At 72.3% G+C, this 18,514-nt stretch carries 14 protein-coding genes, 1 pseudogene and 1 riboswitch; of the genes and pseudogenes, 8 read left to right on the top strand and 7 right to left on the bottom strand.

Annotation, left to right across the window (positions count from 1 at the left end):
- Positions 1-5 precede the first annotated feature (5 nt).
- On the bottom strand, positions 6-1,625 hold the full coding sequence (gene eccB, locus MED01_RS27075) for a type VII secretion protein EccB (RefSeq protein WP_238671339.1): 1,620 nt from the start codon (positions 1,623-1,625) through the stop codon (positions 6-8).
- 161 nt (positions 1,626-1,786) lie between these two features.
- Between eccB and MED01_RS27070 the strand changes: the two genes are divergently transcribed.
- On the top strand, positions 1,787-2,974 hold the full coding sequence (locus MED01_RS27070) for a type VII secretion protein EccE (RefSeq protein WP_238671338.1): 1,188 nt from the start codon (positions 1,787-1,789) through the stop codon (positions 2,972-2,974).
- Positions 2,975-2,984: 10 nt separating this feature from the next.
- Here MED01_RS27070 and eccD read toward each other — a convergent pair whose 3' ends face one another.
- The gene (gene eccD / locus MED01_RS27065) at positions 2,985-4,382 is read right to left on the bottom strand and encodes a type VII secretion integral membrane protein EccD (protein ID WP_238671337.1); all 1,398 of its coding nucleotides are present in this window, start codon (positions 4,380-4,382) and stop codon (positions 2,985-2,987) included.
- Between the two features lie 166 nt (positions 4,383-4,548).
- Between eccD and eccCa the strand changes: the two genes are divergently transcribed.
- The 3 genes from eccCa (at position 4,549) to MED01_RS27050 (ending at position 9,330) form a co-directional block, all read left to right on the top strand.
- Complete coding sequence (eccCa, locus tag MED01_RS27060) at positions 4,549-8,514, top strand: type VII secretion protein EccCa (RefSeq protein ID WP_238671336.1); 3,966 nt, start codon at positions 4,549-4,551, stop codon at positions 8,512-8,514.
- Positions 8,515-8,717: 203 nt separating this feature from the next.
- Positions 8,718-9,026 carry a WXG100 family type VII secretion target gene (locus MED01_RS27055; RefSeq protein ID WP_030329557.1) on the top strand — a complete coding sequence of 103 codons (309 nt, stop codon included), beginning with the start codon at positions 8,718-8,720 and terminating at the stop codon, positions 9,024-9,026.
- A gap of 25 nt (positions 9,027-9,051) precedes the next feature.
- Positions 9,052-9,330: a WXG100 family type VII secretion target gene (locus tag MED01_RS27050; protein ID WP_030329555.1), complete on the top strand. Its 279-nt coding sequence runs from the start codon at positions 9,052-9,054 to the stop codon at positions 9,328-9,330.
- A gap of 124 nt (positions 9,331-9,454) precedes the next feature.
- Here the strand turns inward: MED01_RS27050 and mycP are convergent, their stop codons facing one another.
- Together mycP and MED01_RS27040 are read right to left on the bottom strand one after the other, a co-directional pair.
- Complete coding sequence (gene mycP, locus MED01_RS27045) at positions 9,455-10,684, bottom strand: type VII secretion-associated serine protease mycosin (RefSeq protein ID WP_238671335.1); 1,230 nt, start codon at positions 10,682-10,684, stop codon at positions 9,455-9,457.
- 51 nt (positions 10,685-10,735) lie between these two features.
- Positions 10,736-11,071 (bottom strand): helix-turn-helix transcriptional regulator, encoded by a 336-nt coding sequence (locus tag MED01_RS27040; protein WP_238671334.1) that lies wholly within the window; start codon positions 11,069-11,071, stop codon positions 10,736-10,738.
- Between the two features lie 226 nt (positions 11,072-11,297).
- On the opposite strand from MED01_RS27040, the gene MED01_RS27035 reads away from it, so the two are divergent.
- Positions 11,298-12,023 (top strand): carbonic anhydrase, encoded by a 726-nt coding sequence (locus MED01_RS27035; RefSeq protein ID WP_238671333.1) that lies wholly within the window; start codon positions 11,298-11,300, stop codon positions 12,021-12,023.
- Between the two features lie 56 nt (positions 12,024-12,079).
- On the opposite strand, the gene MED01_RS27030 is transcribed toward MED01_RS27035, so the two are convergent.
- Positions 12,080-13,099 carry a coiled-coil domain-containing protein gene (locus MED01_RS27030; protein ID WP_238671332.1) on the bottom strand — a complete coding sequence of 340 codons (1,020 nt, stop codon included), beginning with the start codon at positions 13,097-13,099 and terminating at the stop codon, positions 12,080-12,082.
- A 4-nt stretch (positions 13,100-13,103) separates the two neighbouring features.
- Positions 13,104-13,234: riboswitch (cyclic di-AMP (ydaO/yuaA leader) on the bottom strand.
- 166 nt (positions 13,235-13,400) lie between these two features.
- Positions 13,401-14,771, bottom strand: coding sequence for a YibE/F family protein (locus MED01_RS27025; protein ID WP_238671331.1), 1,371 nt, complete (start codon positions 14,769-14,771; stop codon positions 13,401-13,403).
- Between the two features lie 322 nt (positions 14,772-15,093).
- Here MED01_RS27025 and MED01_RS27020 point away from each other — a divergent pair.
- Positions 15,094-16,943, top strand: a pseudogene (locus tag MED01_RS27020) (heavy metal translocating P-type ATPase); the annotation flags it as partial.
- A gap of 6 nt (positions 16,944-16,949) precedes the next feature.
- Here the strand turns inward: MED01_RS27020 and MED01_RS27015 are convergent.
- Positions 16,950-17,246 carry a metal-sensitive transcriptional regulator gene (locus MED01_RS27015; RefSeq protein WP_030329541.1) on the bottom strand — a complete coding sequence of 99 codons (297 nt, stop codon included), beginning with the start codon at positions 17,244-17,246 and terminating at the stop codon, positions 16,950-16,952.
- 94 nt (positions 17,247-17,340) lie between these two features.
- Here MED01_RS27015 and MED01_RS27010 point away from each other — a divergent pair, with 94 nt between their 5' ends.
- Positions 17,341-17,550: a heavy-metal-associated domain-containing protein gene (locus MED01_RS27010; RefSeq protein WP_238671329.1), complete on the top strand. Its 210-nt coding sequence runs from the start codon at positions 17,341-17,343 to the stop codon at positions 17,548-17,550.
- A gap of 13 nt (positions 17,551-17,563) precedes the next feature.
- Positions 17,564-18,514: a DUF8832 domain-containing protein gene (locus tag MED01_RS27005; protein ID WP_238671328.1), complete on the top strand. Its 951-nt coding sequence runs from the start codon at positions 17,564-17,566 to the stop codon at positions 18,512-18,514.

Below are 18,514 nucleotides of genomic sequence, written 5' to 3'. Positions count from 1 at the left end.
GCTGCTCAGCCGTCGGTGCCGATCGATTCCGTGGACCCCCCGCCGGTCCCGCCGCTCGACGGCGTGCCACCGGCCGGACTCGACGACGTCGACCCCGACGGTGGCGCAGCGGAGGACGACCCCGACGGTGACGCCGCGGACGGCGTGCCCGAGGGCGGCGCCGCTGATGGTGAGCCCGACTTCGGCGCGGCCGACGGCGGTGCGCTCGGTGCCGGCCCGTCGGCGGCGAAGACGGCGAACGCGTCCTCGCGGTCCAGCGTCGGCCCGGTCGGGATCAGCGCGAGCAGGGAGCCGGGCACCGCCAGCGGGGTGATCCCGCCGTAACCGAGCACGTCCAGTGTCGCCGCCGAGCCGAGCGGATACCGGATGCCCTGCGGGCTGATCAGGTAGATCGTCGACCCGGCGGCACCGGACCCGCTGGTCCCGGCGCCCGGCGAGGCCTGCGCGATGACACCCTTGCCGCCGGGCAGCAGCACCGCCTCAGCGGTGCGTACGGCGTCGCGCCTGGTCTGGCGCACCGGCACCAGGCCCGGATCGCTGTCGGTCAACTCGCTCGGCACCCGGTCGAAGACCTCCAGGGTGGTGGTCGGCGGGCCGCCCGCGCTGCCCTTGCGGTACGTCGCGCACAGCGTGGTCTGACCGGGCTGGGCCGGGTAGAGGGCGGGCATCGTCGGGGGCACCCCGTCCTCCTCGATCCGCCGTTCCTCGAACGCCTCGCTGGCCTGGTTCGGGGTGATGTCGGTGATCCGACCGCCGTTGCTGACGAGCAGCAGAGCGGTGATCTCACTGATCGAGACGAGAGCGTCCCGGGTCAGCACGTAGTGCCGCCCGGCGGCCTTGAACACCGAACCGACGTCGTGCGACTGCCCGGCCACCGTGCGACTGCTGGGCTCGCCCTCACCGGGCAGCGACGGCCGGCGCAGCGGTGGCCCGGCCGGTACGGCGTTGAGCAGTTGCTGCCCGACCTGGAGTCGCTCGGTGCCGGCCATCCGCAGCGCCGTGATCGTGCGGGACGGATCGAGTAGCTGGAGTCGGGTGTTGTTGGTGACCAGGTATCGCTGGTCGTTCACCGAGACCAGCACCGCCCGGTCACCCAGCGGCGTGCCGCCGGGCAGCGCCCGGTCGATCACCAGTCGGGTGCTGGACCGCTGCCGGTCGACCGGGTCGGGCACGTCGCAGACCGACCAGGGCAGCCCGGTCAGCGACTTGCGGTCCGGCAGGGCGTCCGGCGCCCCGACGATGCCGACGGTGACGCCGCGGGGCCGGTCCCGCAGCGACGCCTGGGACATCGTCCGCACCTGGGCACTCGCGTCGTTCACGATGAGGCGGGCCGAGGTGTAGTTCAGCGTCGGGTGCAGCTTGCCCCCGATGAACACGTACGTCGCGCCGGTCTCCCTTTCGATGACAAGGGTCTGGTCGTCCAGCGGCGCCGTGCCACCGGTCAACTGGCCGTAGGCGCCCACCCCGCCGAGCACGATGGCCGCGGTGAGGACACTGCCGAAGACGGCCATGCCGAGCCGTCGCATCGGCAGGTTGGTGGTCTCCGGATCGCCCGACAGCAAGGCGGAGACGATGCGGCGGGTGACGAAGCGGTACGCCTGCACCTGATCGCGGCGGGTCCGCATGACTTACCTCCGGCGGGGTGGATCCGCGACGATCAGGGTCGGGGTGCCGTCGCGGGCTTCCCTACGATAAGGGGCCGACGGTGGTTCCTTGGGACCACCGCTCGTGGCCGGCACCGGACCGACCGGCGCAGGGTCGTACCGTGCAGGAGGGACAGTCAGCGATGACGCAGGTTCAGGCGCCACCCGCCCGAGCGGTCACGGACCCTGTCGACGTTCCGAGCCGGCCGGTGCCCCCGGCTGAGCGGCCCGGCCGTGGGCGGGTCGGCCCCGTGCTCGTCGGGCAGCTCGTCGTACTGGAGTTGTGCGTGGTCGGCGTCTGGGCCGCCACGGCCGGGCCGAGCTGGGTGCTCGCCGCGGCGGGCGCCGCGGCGCTGCTGGTCGTCCTGGCGGCCTTCGCCCGTCGGGGTGGCCGCTGGTGGTTCGAGGACCTGCTGCTGCGCCGGCGGTTGCGGCGACGCGGTGAGCGGGCGTCGGCCGCGCTGGCCGGCGGCACCGCGACCGACCCGAGGTTGGCTGCGCTCGCTCCTGAGCTGAGCGTCATCGAGCTGACCGACCGAGGCACCCGGCTCGGCATCGGGCGTGACGACCAGGGCTGGTTCGCGGCCGTCGCCCTGCAGTCCGCGACCGGTGCGGCGGTCGGCTCCGTCGACGCCGCCGCGGTGGACCGCGCGCTGCGGGTGCTCACCGACTTCAGCGCCCCGGTCTCCCGGGCCCAGGTCGTCGCGCACACGTTGGTCTGGTACCCGGCACCCGGTGCGCCGCCGGCTGCCCACCGGACCGTGTGGGTGGCGGTGCGGCTCACCGTCCGGGACGCCCGGGTCGAGGCGGTGAGCCGCGGCGGTGGGCTGACCGGCGTGCACCGGACGGTGGCGGCCGGGATCGGCAGGCTCGGCAAGGCGCTGACCTCGGCGGGGCTGGCACATCGCCCGCTGGGCAGGGAGGAGCTGCGCGCGGCCATCGTCTCGGCCGCCGGTCTGGACCTGGTGCCCGAGGCGCCGGCGGAGAGTTGGCGTGGGTTGCGCGGCGGCGGCTGGACGCACCGCTGCATGGCGCTGCGGGGCCGCTTCGACGCGCCGCTCGGTCCGCTCGTGGACGCGATCACCGCGACCTCGGCGCCGTCGCACACGGTGGCCGTGACCGTCTCGTCAGACGGTCGGGTGGCGGCACCGCTGTTGCGGGTCGCGGCGATGGACAACCACGTCGAGGCCCTGGTCAAGGTGGTTCGTGAGGTCGCCGGCCGGGTGGGTGCGTCCACCCGGCCGATGGACGGTCAGCACGCCCCGGGCGTCTACGCCACCGCTCCGGTCGCGTCGGCGCTGGGCGTCTCCACCGGTCTGCGGTCGCGCTGACCGGTGCTGGTCAGGGTCGGAGGTTGACGATCCAGCCGTAGAGGCCGCAGACCCAGAAGGCGAGCGGCACCAGCGCGATGATGAGCAGGATCTCGGCGATGTCGAGCAGGCGGCCCCAGACCGGCGAGATGCGCTTGCCGGCGACTGTCAGACCGTAGATCAGGCTGATCACCGCGGCGAGCACCAGCCCGCCCAGGATCAGGCCGAGCCGGACCGGCAGCGACCCACCGGCGAAGGTGGTCGCGGCGGCCAGGCCCAGACCCACGGTGCCGGTCAGCAGCACCGGGGTGCGCTGGGCCCGGCCCAGGAGGGGGCGGGCCCGCAGCAGCGCCAGCAGTGCCAGCACCAGACACAGCAGCACCGCGGGCAGGCGTCCGTCCAGGGCCAGCACGATCTGCGCGCCCAGCACCAGCAGTGACACCGTCCACAGCAGACCGGTGAGGAACTGGTCGGCGCGCTCACTCTGCTGGAGCACCTGGCGGCCGTCCACCGACTCGCTGTCGGTCTTCAGGTCCTCCGGACCGGTCGGAATCGACGGCACCGGCAGCCGGGCCAGCCGGTAGGCCATCATCGGCAGCGCCGGCACCACGCCGAACGCGACAGCCGCGACCACCGCGGCGGAGGCCGCCGCGTCGAGGCTGAGGGCCAGGCAGAGCACCGCGCCCAGACCGGTGGCGGCCGCGACCCCGATCGCGGCGAAGAAGAGGGGGTACCGGTCGCCGACCGCCAGCACTGCCACCGCGCCGGCCACCACCGCCGCGGTCGCCGCGAGCAGGACATGCGGACCGGCCAGGTCGGTCAACGATTGATCGCCGGCGAGCAGCAGCAGACCGCCGGTGGCCGCGTGCACCAGGCCGACGAGGGCCAGCACCGCGCCGATGCCGCTGTCACCGGCGGCCCTGGACAGCACCGCCGCGCCCACCAACAGCGCCACCGCGACCAGCAGCGCGGCCAGCGCGCCGGGCAGGTGCGGCGGACCGGCGAAGAGGGCGGCCAGCGCGCCGGCGCCGAACGCCGCCGCCGCGAAGACCACAGCGAAGGAGCGGGTCGCGCCGACCTGCCAGGCGCCGGGGCGCTGGTTGGTGGCTGTGGCGACCGCGTCCACCACGTCATCGAAGACGATTTCCGGCGCGGCGTCGGACCGGGGGTTGAAGTAGAGCACCTCACCGTCGCGGACGCTGAGCTGCGCCGCGGTACGACCACCGTCGAGGGGCGCACCACCCAACCGGGACAGTGCCCAGCCGCCGTGCCGCGCACCCTCGTCGGCCATGTCCTCGCCGGCGTAACGCAGCAGTGTGGGCAGCAGGTCGGCCATCGGCACGTCCGACGGCAGCGCCAGATCCATCCGGGTACGCGGAGCCACGATGGTGATCCGGCTGAGACCACCGGTCGCCGTCTTCGTCGCCACAGTGGCCTCCAGGTGTGCGTCTGTGATCGGCTGGCTGGAATGCTGCGGTACGGGTCCACCGCGCACACGGCAGATTACCTACGATGACGGCACGTACGATGCCCACCCGCGGGCGGTGTTCCGCGGGCCGCACGTCATCAGGGCCGCTTCTGGGGAGGAGACAGCCGTGAGCACTGTGGTGTTCCGCCGGCTCCCGCGTCAGCCGGGGCCGGCCCTGCCGCGCGGCGAGGTGCTGCTGGAGTCGCCTCCAGAGCTGCCCGAGCCGACGCCCCGCGGGATGGGGCAGCTGCTCATGATCCTGCCGATGTTCTGCGGGGTCGGCGCCATGGCGTTCCTCTACGCCGGCAAGGGCGGCGGCATGATGACCTACGTCGCCGGTGGTCTGTTCGGTGTCTCGATGCTCGGCATGGCGATCGGCTCGCTGGCCAACAGCGGTGGCAAGGACAAGGCCGAGCTGAACGCCGATCGCCGCGACTACATGCGCTACCTGGCGCAGATGCGCAAGCGCACCCGGCGTGCCGCCGAGCAGCAGCGGGCCGCGATGGCCTGGCGGCACCCGGAGCCCGACGCGCTCTGGTCCATCGCCGCGTCGCGGCGACTCTGGGAGCGGCGGATCACCGAGGACGACTTCGGCGAGACCCGGATCGCCCTCGGGCCGCAGCGGCTCGCCGTGGAGATCGTCCCACCGGAGACGAAGCCGGTGGAGGACCTGGAGCCGATGAGCGCAATCGCGCTTCGCCGGTTCGTCCGGGCGCACTCCACGGTGCCCGAGCTGCCGACGGCGCTGTCGGTGCGCGCGTTCAGCCGGGTGGTGCTGCGCGGCGACCGCGAGCCGGTGCTCGACCTGACCCGGGCGGCGCTGGGGCAGCTGGCCACCTTCCACGCACCGGACGACCTGGTGATCGCGGTGGTCGCCGCACCTGACCGGCAGTCGTCCTGGGGTTGGGTGAAGTGGCTGCCACACGCCCACCACAGCGGTCGTACGGACGCGGCCGGCGCGCGCCGGCTGGTCTTCGCCAGTCTGGCCGAGGCCGAGGCCGCGCTCGCCGCCGAGCTGGCCGGGCGGCCTCGGTTCGCGCCGGAGGCGAAGCCGCTGACCACCGCTCCGCACCTGGTGGTGGTGATCGACGGCGGGGAGATCTCGCCGACCTGTCAGCTGGTGGGCCCGGGGCTGCTCGGCGCCACGGTCATCGACCTGTCCGGGACGGTGCCGCGCGACGCCGGCCGCTGGCTGCTCTGCCTCGACGTGAATGACGGTGGATCCCTCGAACTGGTCCGGGGCAGTTCGTCGTCGACGCTGGGTCGGCCCGACCGGCTCAGCGCGGAGGCCGCCGAGGGGCTGGCCCGACAGATCGCACCCTTCCGGCTCTCCCAGCAGCAGACCGGCGGCGACGAGCCGTTGGCCCGCAGCACGGAGCTGCCGGACCTGCTCGGTGTCGGTGACGCCGCGGCGGTGGACGTGCAGAACACCTGGCGCCCGCGTGGGCACCGTGACCGGCTGCGCATCCCGCTCGGTGTCGGCCCGGACGGCAACGTGGTCGAGCTCGACTTCAAGGAGTCGGCGCACGAGGGCATGGGCCCGCACGGTCTGGTGATCGGTGCGACAGGCTCCGGCAAGAGCGAACTGCTGCGTACCGTGGTGGCCGCGTTGGCGGTGACCCACTCGTCGGAGGAACTGAACTTCGTCCTCGTCGACTTCAAGGGCGGCGCGACCTTCGCCTCGCTGGAGGCGCTGCCGCACACCAGCGCGGTGATCACCAACCTGGCCGACGAGCTGCCGCTTGTCGACCGGATGCGCGACGCGCTCGCCGGCGAGATGGTGCGCCGGCAGGAGCTGCTGCGGGCGGCCGGCAACTACGTCTCCCGCTTCGAGTACGAGAAGGCGCGTTCGGCAGGTGAGCCGCTGGCGCCGATGCCCAGCTTGTTGATCATCTGTGACGAGTTCAGCGAACTGCTCGCAGCCAAACCGGACTTCATCGACCTGTTCGTCATGATCGGCCGGTTGGGTCGGTCCCTCGGCGTGCACCTGCTGCTGGCCAGCCAGCGCCTCGAAGAGGGCAAGCTGCGCGGCCTCGACACGCACCTGTCGTACCGGATCGGTCTGCGGACGTTCTCCGCTGTGGAGAGCCGGATCGTGCTCGGCGTACCGGACGCGTACGAGCTGCCGAACGCGCCGGGCCACGGCTACCTGAAGACGGACACCAGCACCATGCTGCGGTTCCGGGCCGCGTACGTGTCGGGGGCGTACCGGGCGCCGGGGCAGCAGGCATCCGCCTCGCAGGCGCTGGTGCAGCGCCGGATCGTGCCGTACGGTCTCGACTTCGTTCCGGTGCAGGTCCCGCAGGTGCCGGTGGCCACCGCCCCGGAGCCGGAGCAGCCTGCCGACGGCAAGGCCGTGGCGATGCTCGACGTGCTGATCGACCAGCTCAAGGGTCGGGGCCGCCCGGCCCACCAGGTGTGGCTGCCGCCGCTGGCCGACCCGCCGGGCCTCGGCGAGCTGCTCGGCCCGCTGGCTGTCGACCCCACCTACGGCCTGTGCACCGCCTCCTGGCCGGGGCGCGGGCGACTGACAGTGCCGGTCGGCGTCGTGGACCGCCCCTACGAGCAGCGCCGGGACCCGATGATGGTCGAGCTGGCCGGGGCCGGCGGCAACGTGGTCATCGTCGGTCGGTCGCTGAGCGGCAAGAGCACGATGCTGCGTACGCTGCTCGCCTCGCTGGCGCTCACGCACACGCCGCGGGAGGTGCAGTTCTTCTGCCTGGACTTCGGCGGGGGCGCGCTGCGCAGCATGGAGCGGTTGCCGCACCTGGCCGGGGTGGCGGGTCGGCGCGACGTCGAGGCGGTCCGCCGGACGGTGGCCGAGGTGGTCGCCGTCCTGGACGACCGGGAGAGTCGTTTCGCTCAGCACGGCATCGACTCGGTGGCGAGTTACCGCCGCCGCCGTGCCGCCGGTGAGTTCGCCGACGACCCGTTCGGCGACGTGTTCCTTGTGGTGGACGGGTGGAACACCCTGCGCCAGGAGTACGAGGAGCTGGAGCAGATCATCACCACGTTGGCCAACCGGGGCCTCGGCTTCGGTGTGCACGTGGTGCTCACCGCCGTCCGGTGGGCGGAGATCCGGATCAACATGCGGGATCTGCTCGGCACCAAGCTGGAGCTGCGCCTCGGTGACGCGTCGGAGTCCGAGATCGACCGTCGGGCGGCGAACAACGTGCCGGAGAAGTCGCCCGGTCGTGGCCTGACCCGGGACAAGCTGCATTTCCTCACCGCCATCTCGCGGATCGACGGCCGTCGCGACATCGACGATCTGAGCGAGGCCTCGCTGTCCCTGGCCGGGCACGTGGCGGCGAACTGGCCGGGTCGCCCGGCGCCGAAGGTGCGGTTGCTGCCGCGCCGGATGCCGGTGGCGGAGCTGGCCCGGATCATCGACAGGTCGACGCCCGGTCTCCCGATCGGCGTCAACGAGTCGGCGCTCGCTCCGGTCTACCTGGACCTGGCCAACGAGCCGCACCTGACGGTCTTCGGTGACGCGGAGTGCGGCAAGACCAACCTGCTGCGCCTGATCGCCCGGGGGATCACCGAGCGGTACACGCCTGCGCAGGCCCGGCTGGTGATCGCCGACTACCGGCGTGGCCTGCTGGGGGCGGTGGAGGGTGACCACCTGCTTGACTACGCCCCGTCGAACCAGGCGTTCGCCCAGGGGCTCGGATCGATCCGCAGCGCGCTGTCCAACCGACTGCCCGGCCCGGACGTGACCACCGCCCAGCTGCGTGATCGGAGCTGGTGGAAGGGTCCGGATCTTTACATCCTGGTGGACGACTACGACCTTGTGGCATCGGGTGGCAGCAACCCGCTGAGCGCCCTCCAGGAGTTGTTGCCGCAGGCCCGCGACATCGGTCTGCACCTGATCGTCACGCGTCGCGTCGGTGGTGTGTCCAGGGCGCTCTACGAGCCGGTGTTGCAACGGCTTCGCGAGTTGGACTCTCCGGGCCTGCTGATGTCCGGCAACCGGGAGGAGGGCGCGGTCTTCGGCACGTTGCGGCCGAGCCCGCAACCGCCCGGTCGGGGCACCCTGGTGCGCCGTCGCGATGGCCAGCAGTTGATTCAGACCGCCTGGTCCGAGCCGGCCTGAGCGCTGTCGTTCGTTCGGCAGGGGTGGTGGGCCTTTCCGGCCCGATTCACCACCATCCATCGAACGTCGCCGGTCAGGGCTGCGAGGGCTGGACCCGTTCCGCTACGGTCTTCACAGGAGTGTCCGTCGGTGGGGTGTTGCTGCCTTGCCGCGGGGGAGGATGCGGCGAAGCCGCCACCACAACAGACGGAAGGGTGTGAAGCATGGCGTTCGAGGTCGAAGCTGCGACTCTGCATACCGCCGCGAGTGACGTGCGGTCCACGCGCAGCGAGGTCGACGGCGAGCTGAAGAAGCTGTGGAACGTCGTCGACGACCTGGCCATCGCGTGGAAGGGTCAGGCGTCCACGGGCTTCCAGTCGCTGATGACGCGCTGGAACGAGGACACCGTCAAACTGCTGACGGCGATGGACAGCATCGCTGACCTGCTCGACAAGTCGGGTACGACGCACCAGGTCAACGACGAAGAGCAGCAGCAGATGCTGGACAAGTTCCACTCTGCTCTCAACCCGTGATCCGTAGCCGGCAGAGGAGGAAATCGTGACGATCAAAGTTGACTATGCGGTCCTCGAGAGCAGCAACCAGCAGATGCAGGCCATCTCGAAGACTCTCGAGGAAAAGCTTGACACGCTGCGGTCGATGCTGACCAAGCTGCACTGGGACGGCGAGGACCGGGTTGCCTACGAGCAGCACCAGGCGAAGTGGGACGCGGCGGTCCGGGACATCAACCGGATCCTGAACGAGATCGGTGGTGCCGTGGGCATCGCCCGTGAGAACTACCTCACCACGGAGATGAGCAACTCCAAGGTGTGGAGCTGAGGCATTCGCACGAGCGGCTCCGGTCCGGTTCGCCCGGCCCGGAGCCGCTCTGTGTCTGGCGTTGGCGGGCGTAACCGTTGGCGGACGTAGGCGTCGGCACCTGGCTGCGGCTGCGGTGCGCCGCTCAGCCGGCAGTTGGTGCGTCGGTGCGTCGGCCGGGGCGCCAGTCGCGTCGGCGGCCAAGGGTCATGATCGGTCGCGCGACCAGCAGCAGCAGGGCGAGTAGCCCGCCGATGACCGCCGCCCAGATCGCTGCGGGGCGCTGCCAGCTCAGCGGGTCGTCCCGCACGGCGGGCGCCGGGAGCACGCCGGCCGGAGGGTTCGCCCGGCTGCCGAGCAGGCTCGACACCGCCCGGTACGGGTTGACCATCCCGTGGCCGATGTCGGCGTTCTGGCCCTCGGGTGGGTTGTCCGCTGTGCGTGTCAGCCGATCCGCGACCTGCTGCGGGTCGAGACTGGGGTAGGCGGCCCGGACCAGCGCGGCCACTCCCGAGACGTACGCGGCGGCGTAGCTGGTGCCGCCCTCCGGCACGGTGCGGTAGCCGCTGTTTCCGGGTGCCGGCCCGACGATGTTCATCCCGGGTGCGGCGATGTCGACGTAGTCGCCGCTGATCGAGGTGCCGACGTGGCCGCCCTGCTCGTCCACCCCGCCGACCGCTATCACCCCGGGGTACGCGGCCGGGTAACCCGGCAGGTTCTGCGAATCTTCCGACCGGTTGCCCGCGGCGGCGACCAGCACCACCCCTTTGGCCAGGGCGCGCTCGACGGCCGCCGTCAGTTCGGGGCGGGGAATTGTGGTCAGGGACAGGTTGATCACGTCGGCGCCCTGCGCGACCGCCCAGTCGATGGCTGCGGCGATCTCTGCCGGGAGTTGCGGGTTGTTGACCGCGCCGAGCTGCGGCAGAACCCGGATCGGCAGGATGCGGGCGGCCGGGGCGATGCCGCTGAAGGGGACGACAGTGCCCTCCCGGCCCGCGATGATGCCCGCGATCAGCGTGCCGTGCCCGGCCTCGTCGCACTGGCCCTGTCGGGCCGGCAGGCCGTTGAAGTCGCGCCCTTCGAGCACCTGCCCCTTGAGGAGCGGGTGGGCGGCGGAGACTCCGGAGTCGATCACGGCCACCGTGATCCCGGCGCCCCGGGACAGGGGCCACGCCGAGGACGGCTCCAGCCGGCGGAGCGCCCACGGCAGCTGGGTCAGGCTGTCGGTGCCGGTGGGACCGCAGAGGGGCGGCGCGGCGGTCGCGGGGGAGGGTGCCACCAGGCCGGCGCCGAGCAGGACCGCCAGCGTTCCACTGAGGACGCCCCGAAGGGCACGGCGGGACGGGGTCGCGCTCAACGGCGGGCATTCGCGCACACGCAAAGGTTACCGCCGTGACCATCGGTCAGCGGCCCCCGGTGACCACTGTCAGGCCCGGGGCTCTGCCTTCGCTGTGGAGTCGTCGGCGAACAGCGCGAGCAGGTCGCCGACCTGCCGGTCGGCCTCGGCGGGGTGCCGGAACCGGCCGGCCGGGTTGAGTGTGTACTCGTTGCGTCGCCCGACCCGGGTGCGGTGCAGGTACCCGCCCGCCTCCAGGTCGGCGACGATCGCCTGCGCGGCCCGTTCGGTCACGCCGACCTCGGCCGCGACGTCGCGCAGCCGGGCGGTCGGATCGCGGGCGATGGCCAGCAGGACGTGCCCGTGATTGGTGAGGAACGTCCAGTTCCGCCCGCCGCCGGTGTCGTCCGTCACCGTGCTCGCCATCGTGTGACCGCCTTTCCGGATGTCCGTCTGCCCTCGCGAGAGTCTGGTCCGCCCCGCCCCGGGAAGGTTGCCCAGGGGGTGGCCGAAGTCAACGTATGAAATCTAAATCACGCATACCTTGACGCATCTTACGGTGCGTGTGACGGTGGAGCACGAGCCAGCGCCCGCCGCCCGGCCGGCGGAGAGCCGGTTTGACCAGGTCAGATGCGTCGAGACGAGGTGCGGGATGAGTCATACCGGGAGCTCCGGCGGTCAGCCGGGTCCGCAGCGGACCACCGACCGGGCCGCCGCGCTCAGCGAGCCGACCCGGGCGTACGCCGAGCTGGTCGCCGGCAACCGGCGCTTCGTCGATGGCGCCCCACGCCACCCCAACCAGGATGCCGGGCACCGGGCCGCCGTGGCCGACGGGCAACACCCGTTCGCGGTGATCGTCGGCTGCTCCGACTCGCGGCTGGCTGCCGAGATCATCTTCGACCGGGGTTTGGGCGACCTGTTCGTGGTTCGCACCGCCGGGCACACCGCCGGTCCCGAGGTGCTCGGCAGCGTCGAGTACGCGGTGACAGTCCTCGGCACCCCGCTGGTGGTGGTGCTCGGCCACGACTCCTGCGGTGCGGTGCAGGCCGCCCGGGAGTCTGCCTCGACCGGCACCGCGCCGAGTGGCCATCTGGGCGCGGTGGTCGACGCCGTGCTGCCCAGCCTGCGCCGAGCCGCGGCCGAGGGCGTGGACGACATCGACGGCATCGTCGACATCCACATCGCACAGACCGTCGAGACGTTGCTCGGGCAGTCGCCCGTGCTGGCCGACGCGGTGGCGCAGGGGCGGTGCGCGGTGGTGGGTGTGTCCTACCGGCTGGCTGCCGGCGCGGTGCGCCCGGTGGCCGCCGTGCCGGCCGGCCTGGCGGCGTTGGAGACCGCGGCCTCGACCGACCCGGCCGCGCCTGCCACCGTCTGACGCGTCGAGGGCCGCTCCGCATCACGCGGAACGGCCCTCGACGGGGATCGTGCGGGTCAGAGCAGCGACATGTGGACGTGGTCGGTGTGGTTCGACGGCCCGCTGTACGAACTCCAGCCGGTGGCCGGGAACCAGATCTGCCGGTTCCAGATCACGTAGTAGATGCCGAGCCGGTCGGCGTTACGGATGAGGAACGCGGCAACGTTGTTGCCGTACGTCCGGGTGTCGTTGTTGTGCCACGGGGAGAACCCGCTCTTCTGCAGCGACCAGTCGCAGGCGCGCCCCTTGGGGTGCTCCCACGGCCCGCCGGGGCGGTAGCAGCCGACGAACCGGTTGAAGCCGGCCGCCTTGACCTCCTTGTACGCGTGCAGCGTGCGCGGCGTGATGCAGCCGGACGTGGTGGGGTCATTCTCGCTGCACGACTGGGGCTTCCAGTCACCGTCGGCGGTGCGACCCGGGCCGATCTTCGCGACCTTGGAGGTGGCGTCCACCAGGCCGCCGGTGAAGCCCTTGCCGCCGACGAGGGAGAGCGCCCTGTCGGCCTCGCTCTTGCGCTTCGCCATCAGGGCGGTCTGCTTCTGCTGCTCCCGGACCTCGGTGTCGAGGGCCAGCTTCGCCTGCTCGGCGCGGGCCTTCACCTCGTTGACCTCGGAGAGCTTCTTCTCGTTGACCATGTTCATCTCGTCGAGCATCCCGGCGCGTTGAACGAACGAGTCGGGAGCCTCGCTCTCCAGCAGCATCGCGACCGCGCCGATCCGGCCGGTCCGGTACGCCTGGGCGGCGATCTGCCCGACCTGCGGGGCCAAGGCGTCCAGGTCGGCCTTGGCGCGGTTGACCTCCGCCGCCAACTCGCCCTGCCGCTTCTTGGATTTGTCCAGCTTGGACTTTGCGGCGGAGTAGTCGCGGTTGGCCTGCTCGATGACGTCGTTGAGCAGCTTGGGCTCGCCGTCCTCCTCGTGCCCGGACGGTGTGGGGTTCGTCGGGGCGGCGTGCGCCGGGAGCGGCCCGGCGAGCACTGTCAGTGCGGCGATCACGGCCACCACGGGTGTCAACCAGCGGCGTAGGGGTGCCGTCACAATGTTCCCTTCCGTCGACCGCCGACCGGGTTAGCTGACGGGTTCGGGGCGGAAGTGGCCCCTACCGCTGACGCGGATTCACCCCAGGCACCTGGGTCCCCGGCTCGCCGGTTGGCGATTGGGCGGTGGCACCGCAGGCGCCGCTTCGCGCCTTCATCGGTAACCGGCAGCGAGGTTACCCGAGAGTCGACCGCCTGAGCTACGCCTGGATGCCGACCAAAAGCGTCATTTCGCCATAGCGTTGAGTGACCAGTGACGTGGTTCTCAGGGTGGATGCCCGATCTGGTCACGCTGAGGAGTGTCACCATGTCGTATCCGTGCTCCTGTTCGGCTCCGGCCACCGGTCGGTGGCCTCGGATGGGGGTGCGGTCCGCGTCCGGTCCGGCTCGTCGGAGCCGGCCGTTCGCGGTGAGCTGAGTGCGGCCAGTGCTTCGCTGCGGTCCGGCTGGGGCCGGGGCGCGGGAGCGTCGGTGGACGCTGCGGCAGCGCTGCGCCCGGCGGCGGTCACCACAGCGGCCAGCCCGGTGGTCAGCGGCACGGCGGCGATCAGACCGAGGGTGGCGACAGCGCTGCGGACGATCTCCTGCGCGAGGAACTCACTGGTGAGGATCTGCCCGATCGGCCGCGCGTCGGCGGTGAGCAGGAGCAGCAGGGGCAGTGACGCGCCCGCGTACGCCAGCACGATGGTGTTGACAGTGGAGGCGATGTGCGCGCGGCCCACCCGGGTGGCGGCACGGTACAGCTGCAACCGGGTCAGCCCGGGGTTGGCGTTCGCCAGCTCGGTGACGGTGGCCGCCTGGGTGACAGTCACGTCGTCGAGCACTCCGAGCGAGCCGATGATGATTCCGGCGAGCAGCAGACCGTGCAGGTCCACGTCGCCCTGGAACATCGACAGGGTGGTGGCGTCTTCGCTGCCGAACCCGGTGAGGTGGGTCGCGGCGGTGGCGATGGTGGCGAGCACGCCGGTCAGCACCAGGCTGCCCAGGGTGCCGAGCACCGCGACCGAGGTCTGTGCGGTGACCCCGTGGGTCAGATAGAGCACCACGAACATGATCAGGGCCGCGCCGACTACCGCCACCAGCAGTGGTGACCTGCCCGCGCTGATGCCCGGCAGCACGAAGGTGAGCAGGATGGCGAAGCTGGCGGCCAGCCCGGCGAGCGCCGCCAGACCTCGCCACCGCCCGAACGCGACGATCGCGGCAGCGAAGACCACCGCCAGCCACACCATCGGGGTGCCGCGTTGGTGCTCGGCGATGTTCCAGTTGCTGGTGGTGGGATCAACCGGATCGGCCAGCTCGACCAGGACGACCTCGTCGCCGACCTCGACCCGGGGTGCGCCGGGCCCGTCGGGCACCGGAGTTCGTACCTGCTGGCCGGCGTTCGGCCCGTCGTCGACCCGGACGTCGACAGTGCCGCACCGCCCGTCGCCGACCCTCGGTGTGCCCTCCGGAACCGACGGCACCGGCGGGCACGGCTCGCTCACCACCCGGGTGACGGTGCCGGGGTGGCGCGGCACGTCCGCACCACCATCGGTCTGCGGTGACCCGCCGCGCGGCCAGAGCAGCACCGCGGCCAGCACTGTGGCGACGAAGAGGGGTACCACAGTCACGACGAGGATCCGTCGCACCCGTGGTGGGGCGGACGGAGCGGGGTGAGTGTGGTCGGCGGCCAAGGCGAGTCTCCCAACGATCCGGTGCGGGATACGGGTCAGCGGGCCGGGCGGTTCACAGTTGCTGTGGAAACGCGGCGGACGGCGGGGCGGATCGCTGCCTGACGACCGCCTGATCACGGACGGTCAGTGCTCGGCCCGGTCGGCCGGGGGCGACGCCATGACGTGGCGGCGCCGGTGCCCGACTGTGCAGCGGCATTCGGAGGGCCATCGTGGGAGATGCTAGCCAGCCCTCCCGGGGGTCGCAGGTCGTGGCGGAGTGTCGGGTGGCCGAACCGCTCGCGCGGCGGTCTCCGGGGCGGCATGTTGGTTGACCGTCCAGGACTGGGTGGGACCGGTGCTCGGCTCGGTGGTGTTCTGTGGGGCGGCTGGCCGTTCCTGGTCGGTGCGGTTCGGGAGGTCCGGGACCGGGCGCCCGGGATGATGCTGCTGGTCGCGATGGCGATCACCGTCGCGTACGCCGCGTCCCTGGCGACCAGCGTCGGCGCCTTCGACCTGGACTTCTGGTGGGAGTTGGCCGCGCTGGTCACCATCATGCTGCTCGGGCACTGGCAGGAGATGAAGGCCATCGGGCAGGCCCGGGGAGCGCTGACGGCGCTGGCCGCGCTGTTGCCGGACGAGGCCGAACGGGTGGCGGCGGACGGGCGGGTCGAGGCGGTGCCGGTGACCGGTCTGCGGATCGGTGACGTGGTGCTGGTCCGACCGGGGGGTCGGGTGCCGGCGGACGGCCAGGTCGTCGAGGGCGCCGCAGAGCTGGACGAGTCGATGATCACCGGGGAGTCGCGGCCGGTCGCCAGGTCGACGGGCGACCGGGTGGTGGCCGGTACCGTCGCCACCGACTCGGCGGTCCGGGTGCGCGTCGAGGCGTTGGGTGAGCAGACCGCCCTCGCCGGCATCCAGCGCATGGTCGCGCAGGCCCAGGCTTCCGGTGGACGGGCCCAACTGTTGGCCGACCGGTTCGCCGCGGCGCTGTTCTACCTGGCCACCGGCACCGCCGTGCTGACGGTGCTGGTCTGGACCGCGCTCGGTCAGCCGGACGAGGCGGTGGTCCGTGCGGTCACCGTCCTGGTGATCGCCTGCCCGCACGCGCTGGGTCTCGCCATCCCGCTGGTCGTGGCGCTCTCCACGGCGCTCGCCGCGCGGTCCGGGATTCTGGTCAAGGACCGGTTGGCGCTGGAGCGGATGCGGACCGTCGGCGCGGTGCTCTTCGACAAGACCGGCACGCTGACCAGGGGCGAGCACGGCGTGACCGACCTGGTGACGGTGTCCGGCGTCGAGCGGGACGAGGTGCTGCGGATCGCGGCCGGTGTCGAGTCGGAGAGCGAACATCCGTTGGCCCGGGCGATAGTGGCGGCGGTCGGGAGCGCCGGCCCGGCCCGGGCAGCCGGGTTCCGGTCGCTGCCGGGCCGCGGTGTGCAGGCGACGATCGACGGTACGGAGTACGCGGTGGGCGGGCCGGCGCTGCTGCGCGAGCTGGGCCTTCCGGTCCCGGCGGAGCTGGAGGCCGCGACCGGGCGGTGGTCGGCGCGGGGTGCCGCGGTGTTGCACCTGGTGCGGCTGCCGGACGCCGTGCTCGGTGCGTTCGCGTTGACCGACGAGGTGCGTCCGGAGGCCCGGCGTGCCGTCGACGAGCTGCGTGCCGAGGGTGTCCGCACCATCGCCATGATCACTGGTGACGCCAGGTCGGTGGCCGAGGCGGTCGCCGCCGACCTCGGCTTCCGACCTGGCGTCGACGAGGTCTTCGCCGAGGTGCTGCCGGCGGAGAAGGACGATCGGGTGGCCGAGCTTCAGCGGCGGGGGTTGGTGGTGGCGATGGTCGGTGACGGGGTGAACGACGCGCCGGCGCTGGCCCGGGCGGACGTGGGCATCGCGATCGGCGCGGGCACCGATGTGGCGATCGAGTCCGCCGGGGTGGTGCTGGCATCCTCGGACCCGCGCGGGGTGGGGGCAGTGGTCCGGCTGTCCCGGGCGTCGTACCGGAAGATGCGACAGAACCTGGCCTGGGCGGCCGGCTACAACGTGGTGGCGCTGCCGTTGGCCGCCGGGGTGCTGGCCTGGGCCGGCGTGGCGTTGAGCCCGGCGTTGGCCGCGGTGCTGATGTCGGCGTCCACCATCGTGGTGGCGCTCAACGCGCAGTTGCTGCGCAGGGTCCGTCTCGACCCTGCGCCGGACTGAGCGCGGTCAGCCGCGCTTCATGAGCCGGCCGACCGCCGCCATCATCTCGGTGGCCATCTCGTCGGCCCGACCCTCGGCGGCGCCCTCGTGCATGCAGTGCCGGGCGTGCCCGTCGAGCAGCCCGAGGGCCACCTTGTCGAGGGCGGCCTGGATGGCGGAGATCTGGGTGAGCACGTCGATGCAGTAGCGGTCGTCGTCGACCATCTTCTCGATGCCCCGGACCTGCCCCTCGACGCGGCGGAGCCGCGCGAGCAGCTGGTCCTTGCTGGCGGTGTATCCGCGGATCGGGGTGGGTGCGGTCATGCCGACAAGGATAGCCTACCCCCAGGGGGTATGGTAGGGTCGGCTCTGTCGAGATACCCCCACCGGGTACCGGTACCGCGAAGGAGACGATCCAATGGTCAACACGACGTATCAGGTGCAGGGCATGACCTGTGGGCACTGCGTCAGCGCGGTGAGGGCCGAGGTCGGCGCCATCGCGGGGGTGCGTGACGTCCAGGTCGACCTCGCGGCCGGCCGGGTCACCGTCAGCAGCGATCAGCCGCTGGACACCGCTGTCGTCCGAGCCGCCGTCGACGAGGCCGGCTACGACCTCGTCGACGCGTGATCGGCGGGCCGGCGTGCGCACCGTGACGAGACTCGCCGGGTTCGCCGTCGGCCTGGCGGCGGTCTTCGGCGCCACCTACGGGGTCGGCAGGGTCGTCGACACCGCCCCGGCCGCCGAGAGCCGGCACGACGATGCCGCCACCACCCCGACGGCGGACGAACGGGGCGGGACGGGCGATCGGCTCCCCGGCGGGCTGCTCGTCTCCGAACACGGCTACACCCTCGAACCGGTCGACGCCCCGGCCGGCGGGTTCGCCTTCCGGATCGCCGGCCCGGACGGCCGCCCGGTCACCCGGTACGACGTGGCGCACGACAAGCAGATGCACCTGATCGTCGCCCGTCGGGACCTCTCCGGCTTCCGTCACGTCCACCCCGAGCTGGCCCCGGACGGCACCTGGCGGGTCGACACCCCGCTGGCCGGCCCCGGTCAGTGGCGGGCGTTCGCCGACTTCACCCCGACCGGTGGTGAGCCGCTGACCCTCGGCGTGGACGTGACAGTCCCCGGCGAGTTGACCGAACGGCCGCTGCCCGCCCCGGCGACCACCACCACGGTCGACGGCTACACGGTCACCCTGACCGGAGCGCCGCAGCCCGGCCGCACGTCGTCGCTGACACTGACCGTCAGCCGGGACGGGCAGCCGGTCACCGACCTGGAGCCCTACCTGGGCGCGTACGGGCACCTTGTGGCACTGCGCCAGGGCGATCTGGCCTACCTGCACGTGCACCCGGACGGGACGCCCGGCGATGGGCGCACCCGACCCGGTCCGGCCGTCACCTTCCTCGCCGAGGTGCCCTCGACCGGCAGCTACCGTCTCTACCTCGACTTCCAACACGGTGGGCGGGTGCACACCGCCGAGTTCACAGTGGTCGCCGACGCTGCCCCGACCGGCGACGCCCCCACTCCGAGCGGGCCCGCACCGACCGGCGGGGCCGACCACGGCACCCCCGGGCACGGACACAACTGA

Source organism: Micromonospora alfalfae, assembly GCF_022230925.1.
In the GTDB taxonomy this organism is placed as follows: Bacteria; Actinomycetota; Actinomycetes; order Mycobacteriales; family Micromonosporaceae; genus Micromonospora; species Micromonospora alfalfae.
This window is presented reverse-complemented; position numbering and strand designations above follow the sequence as displayed.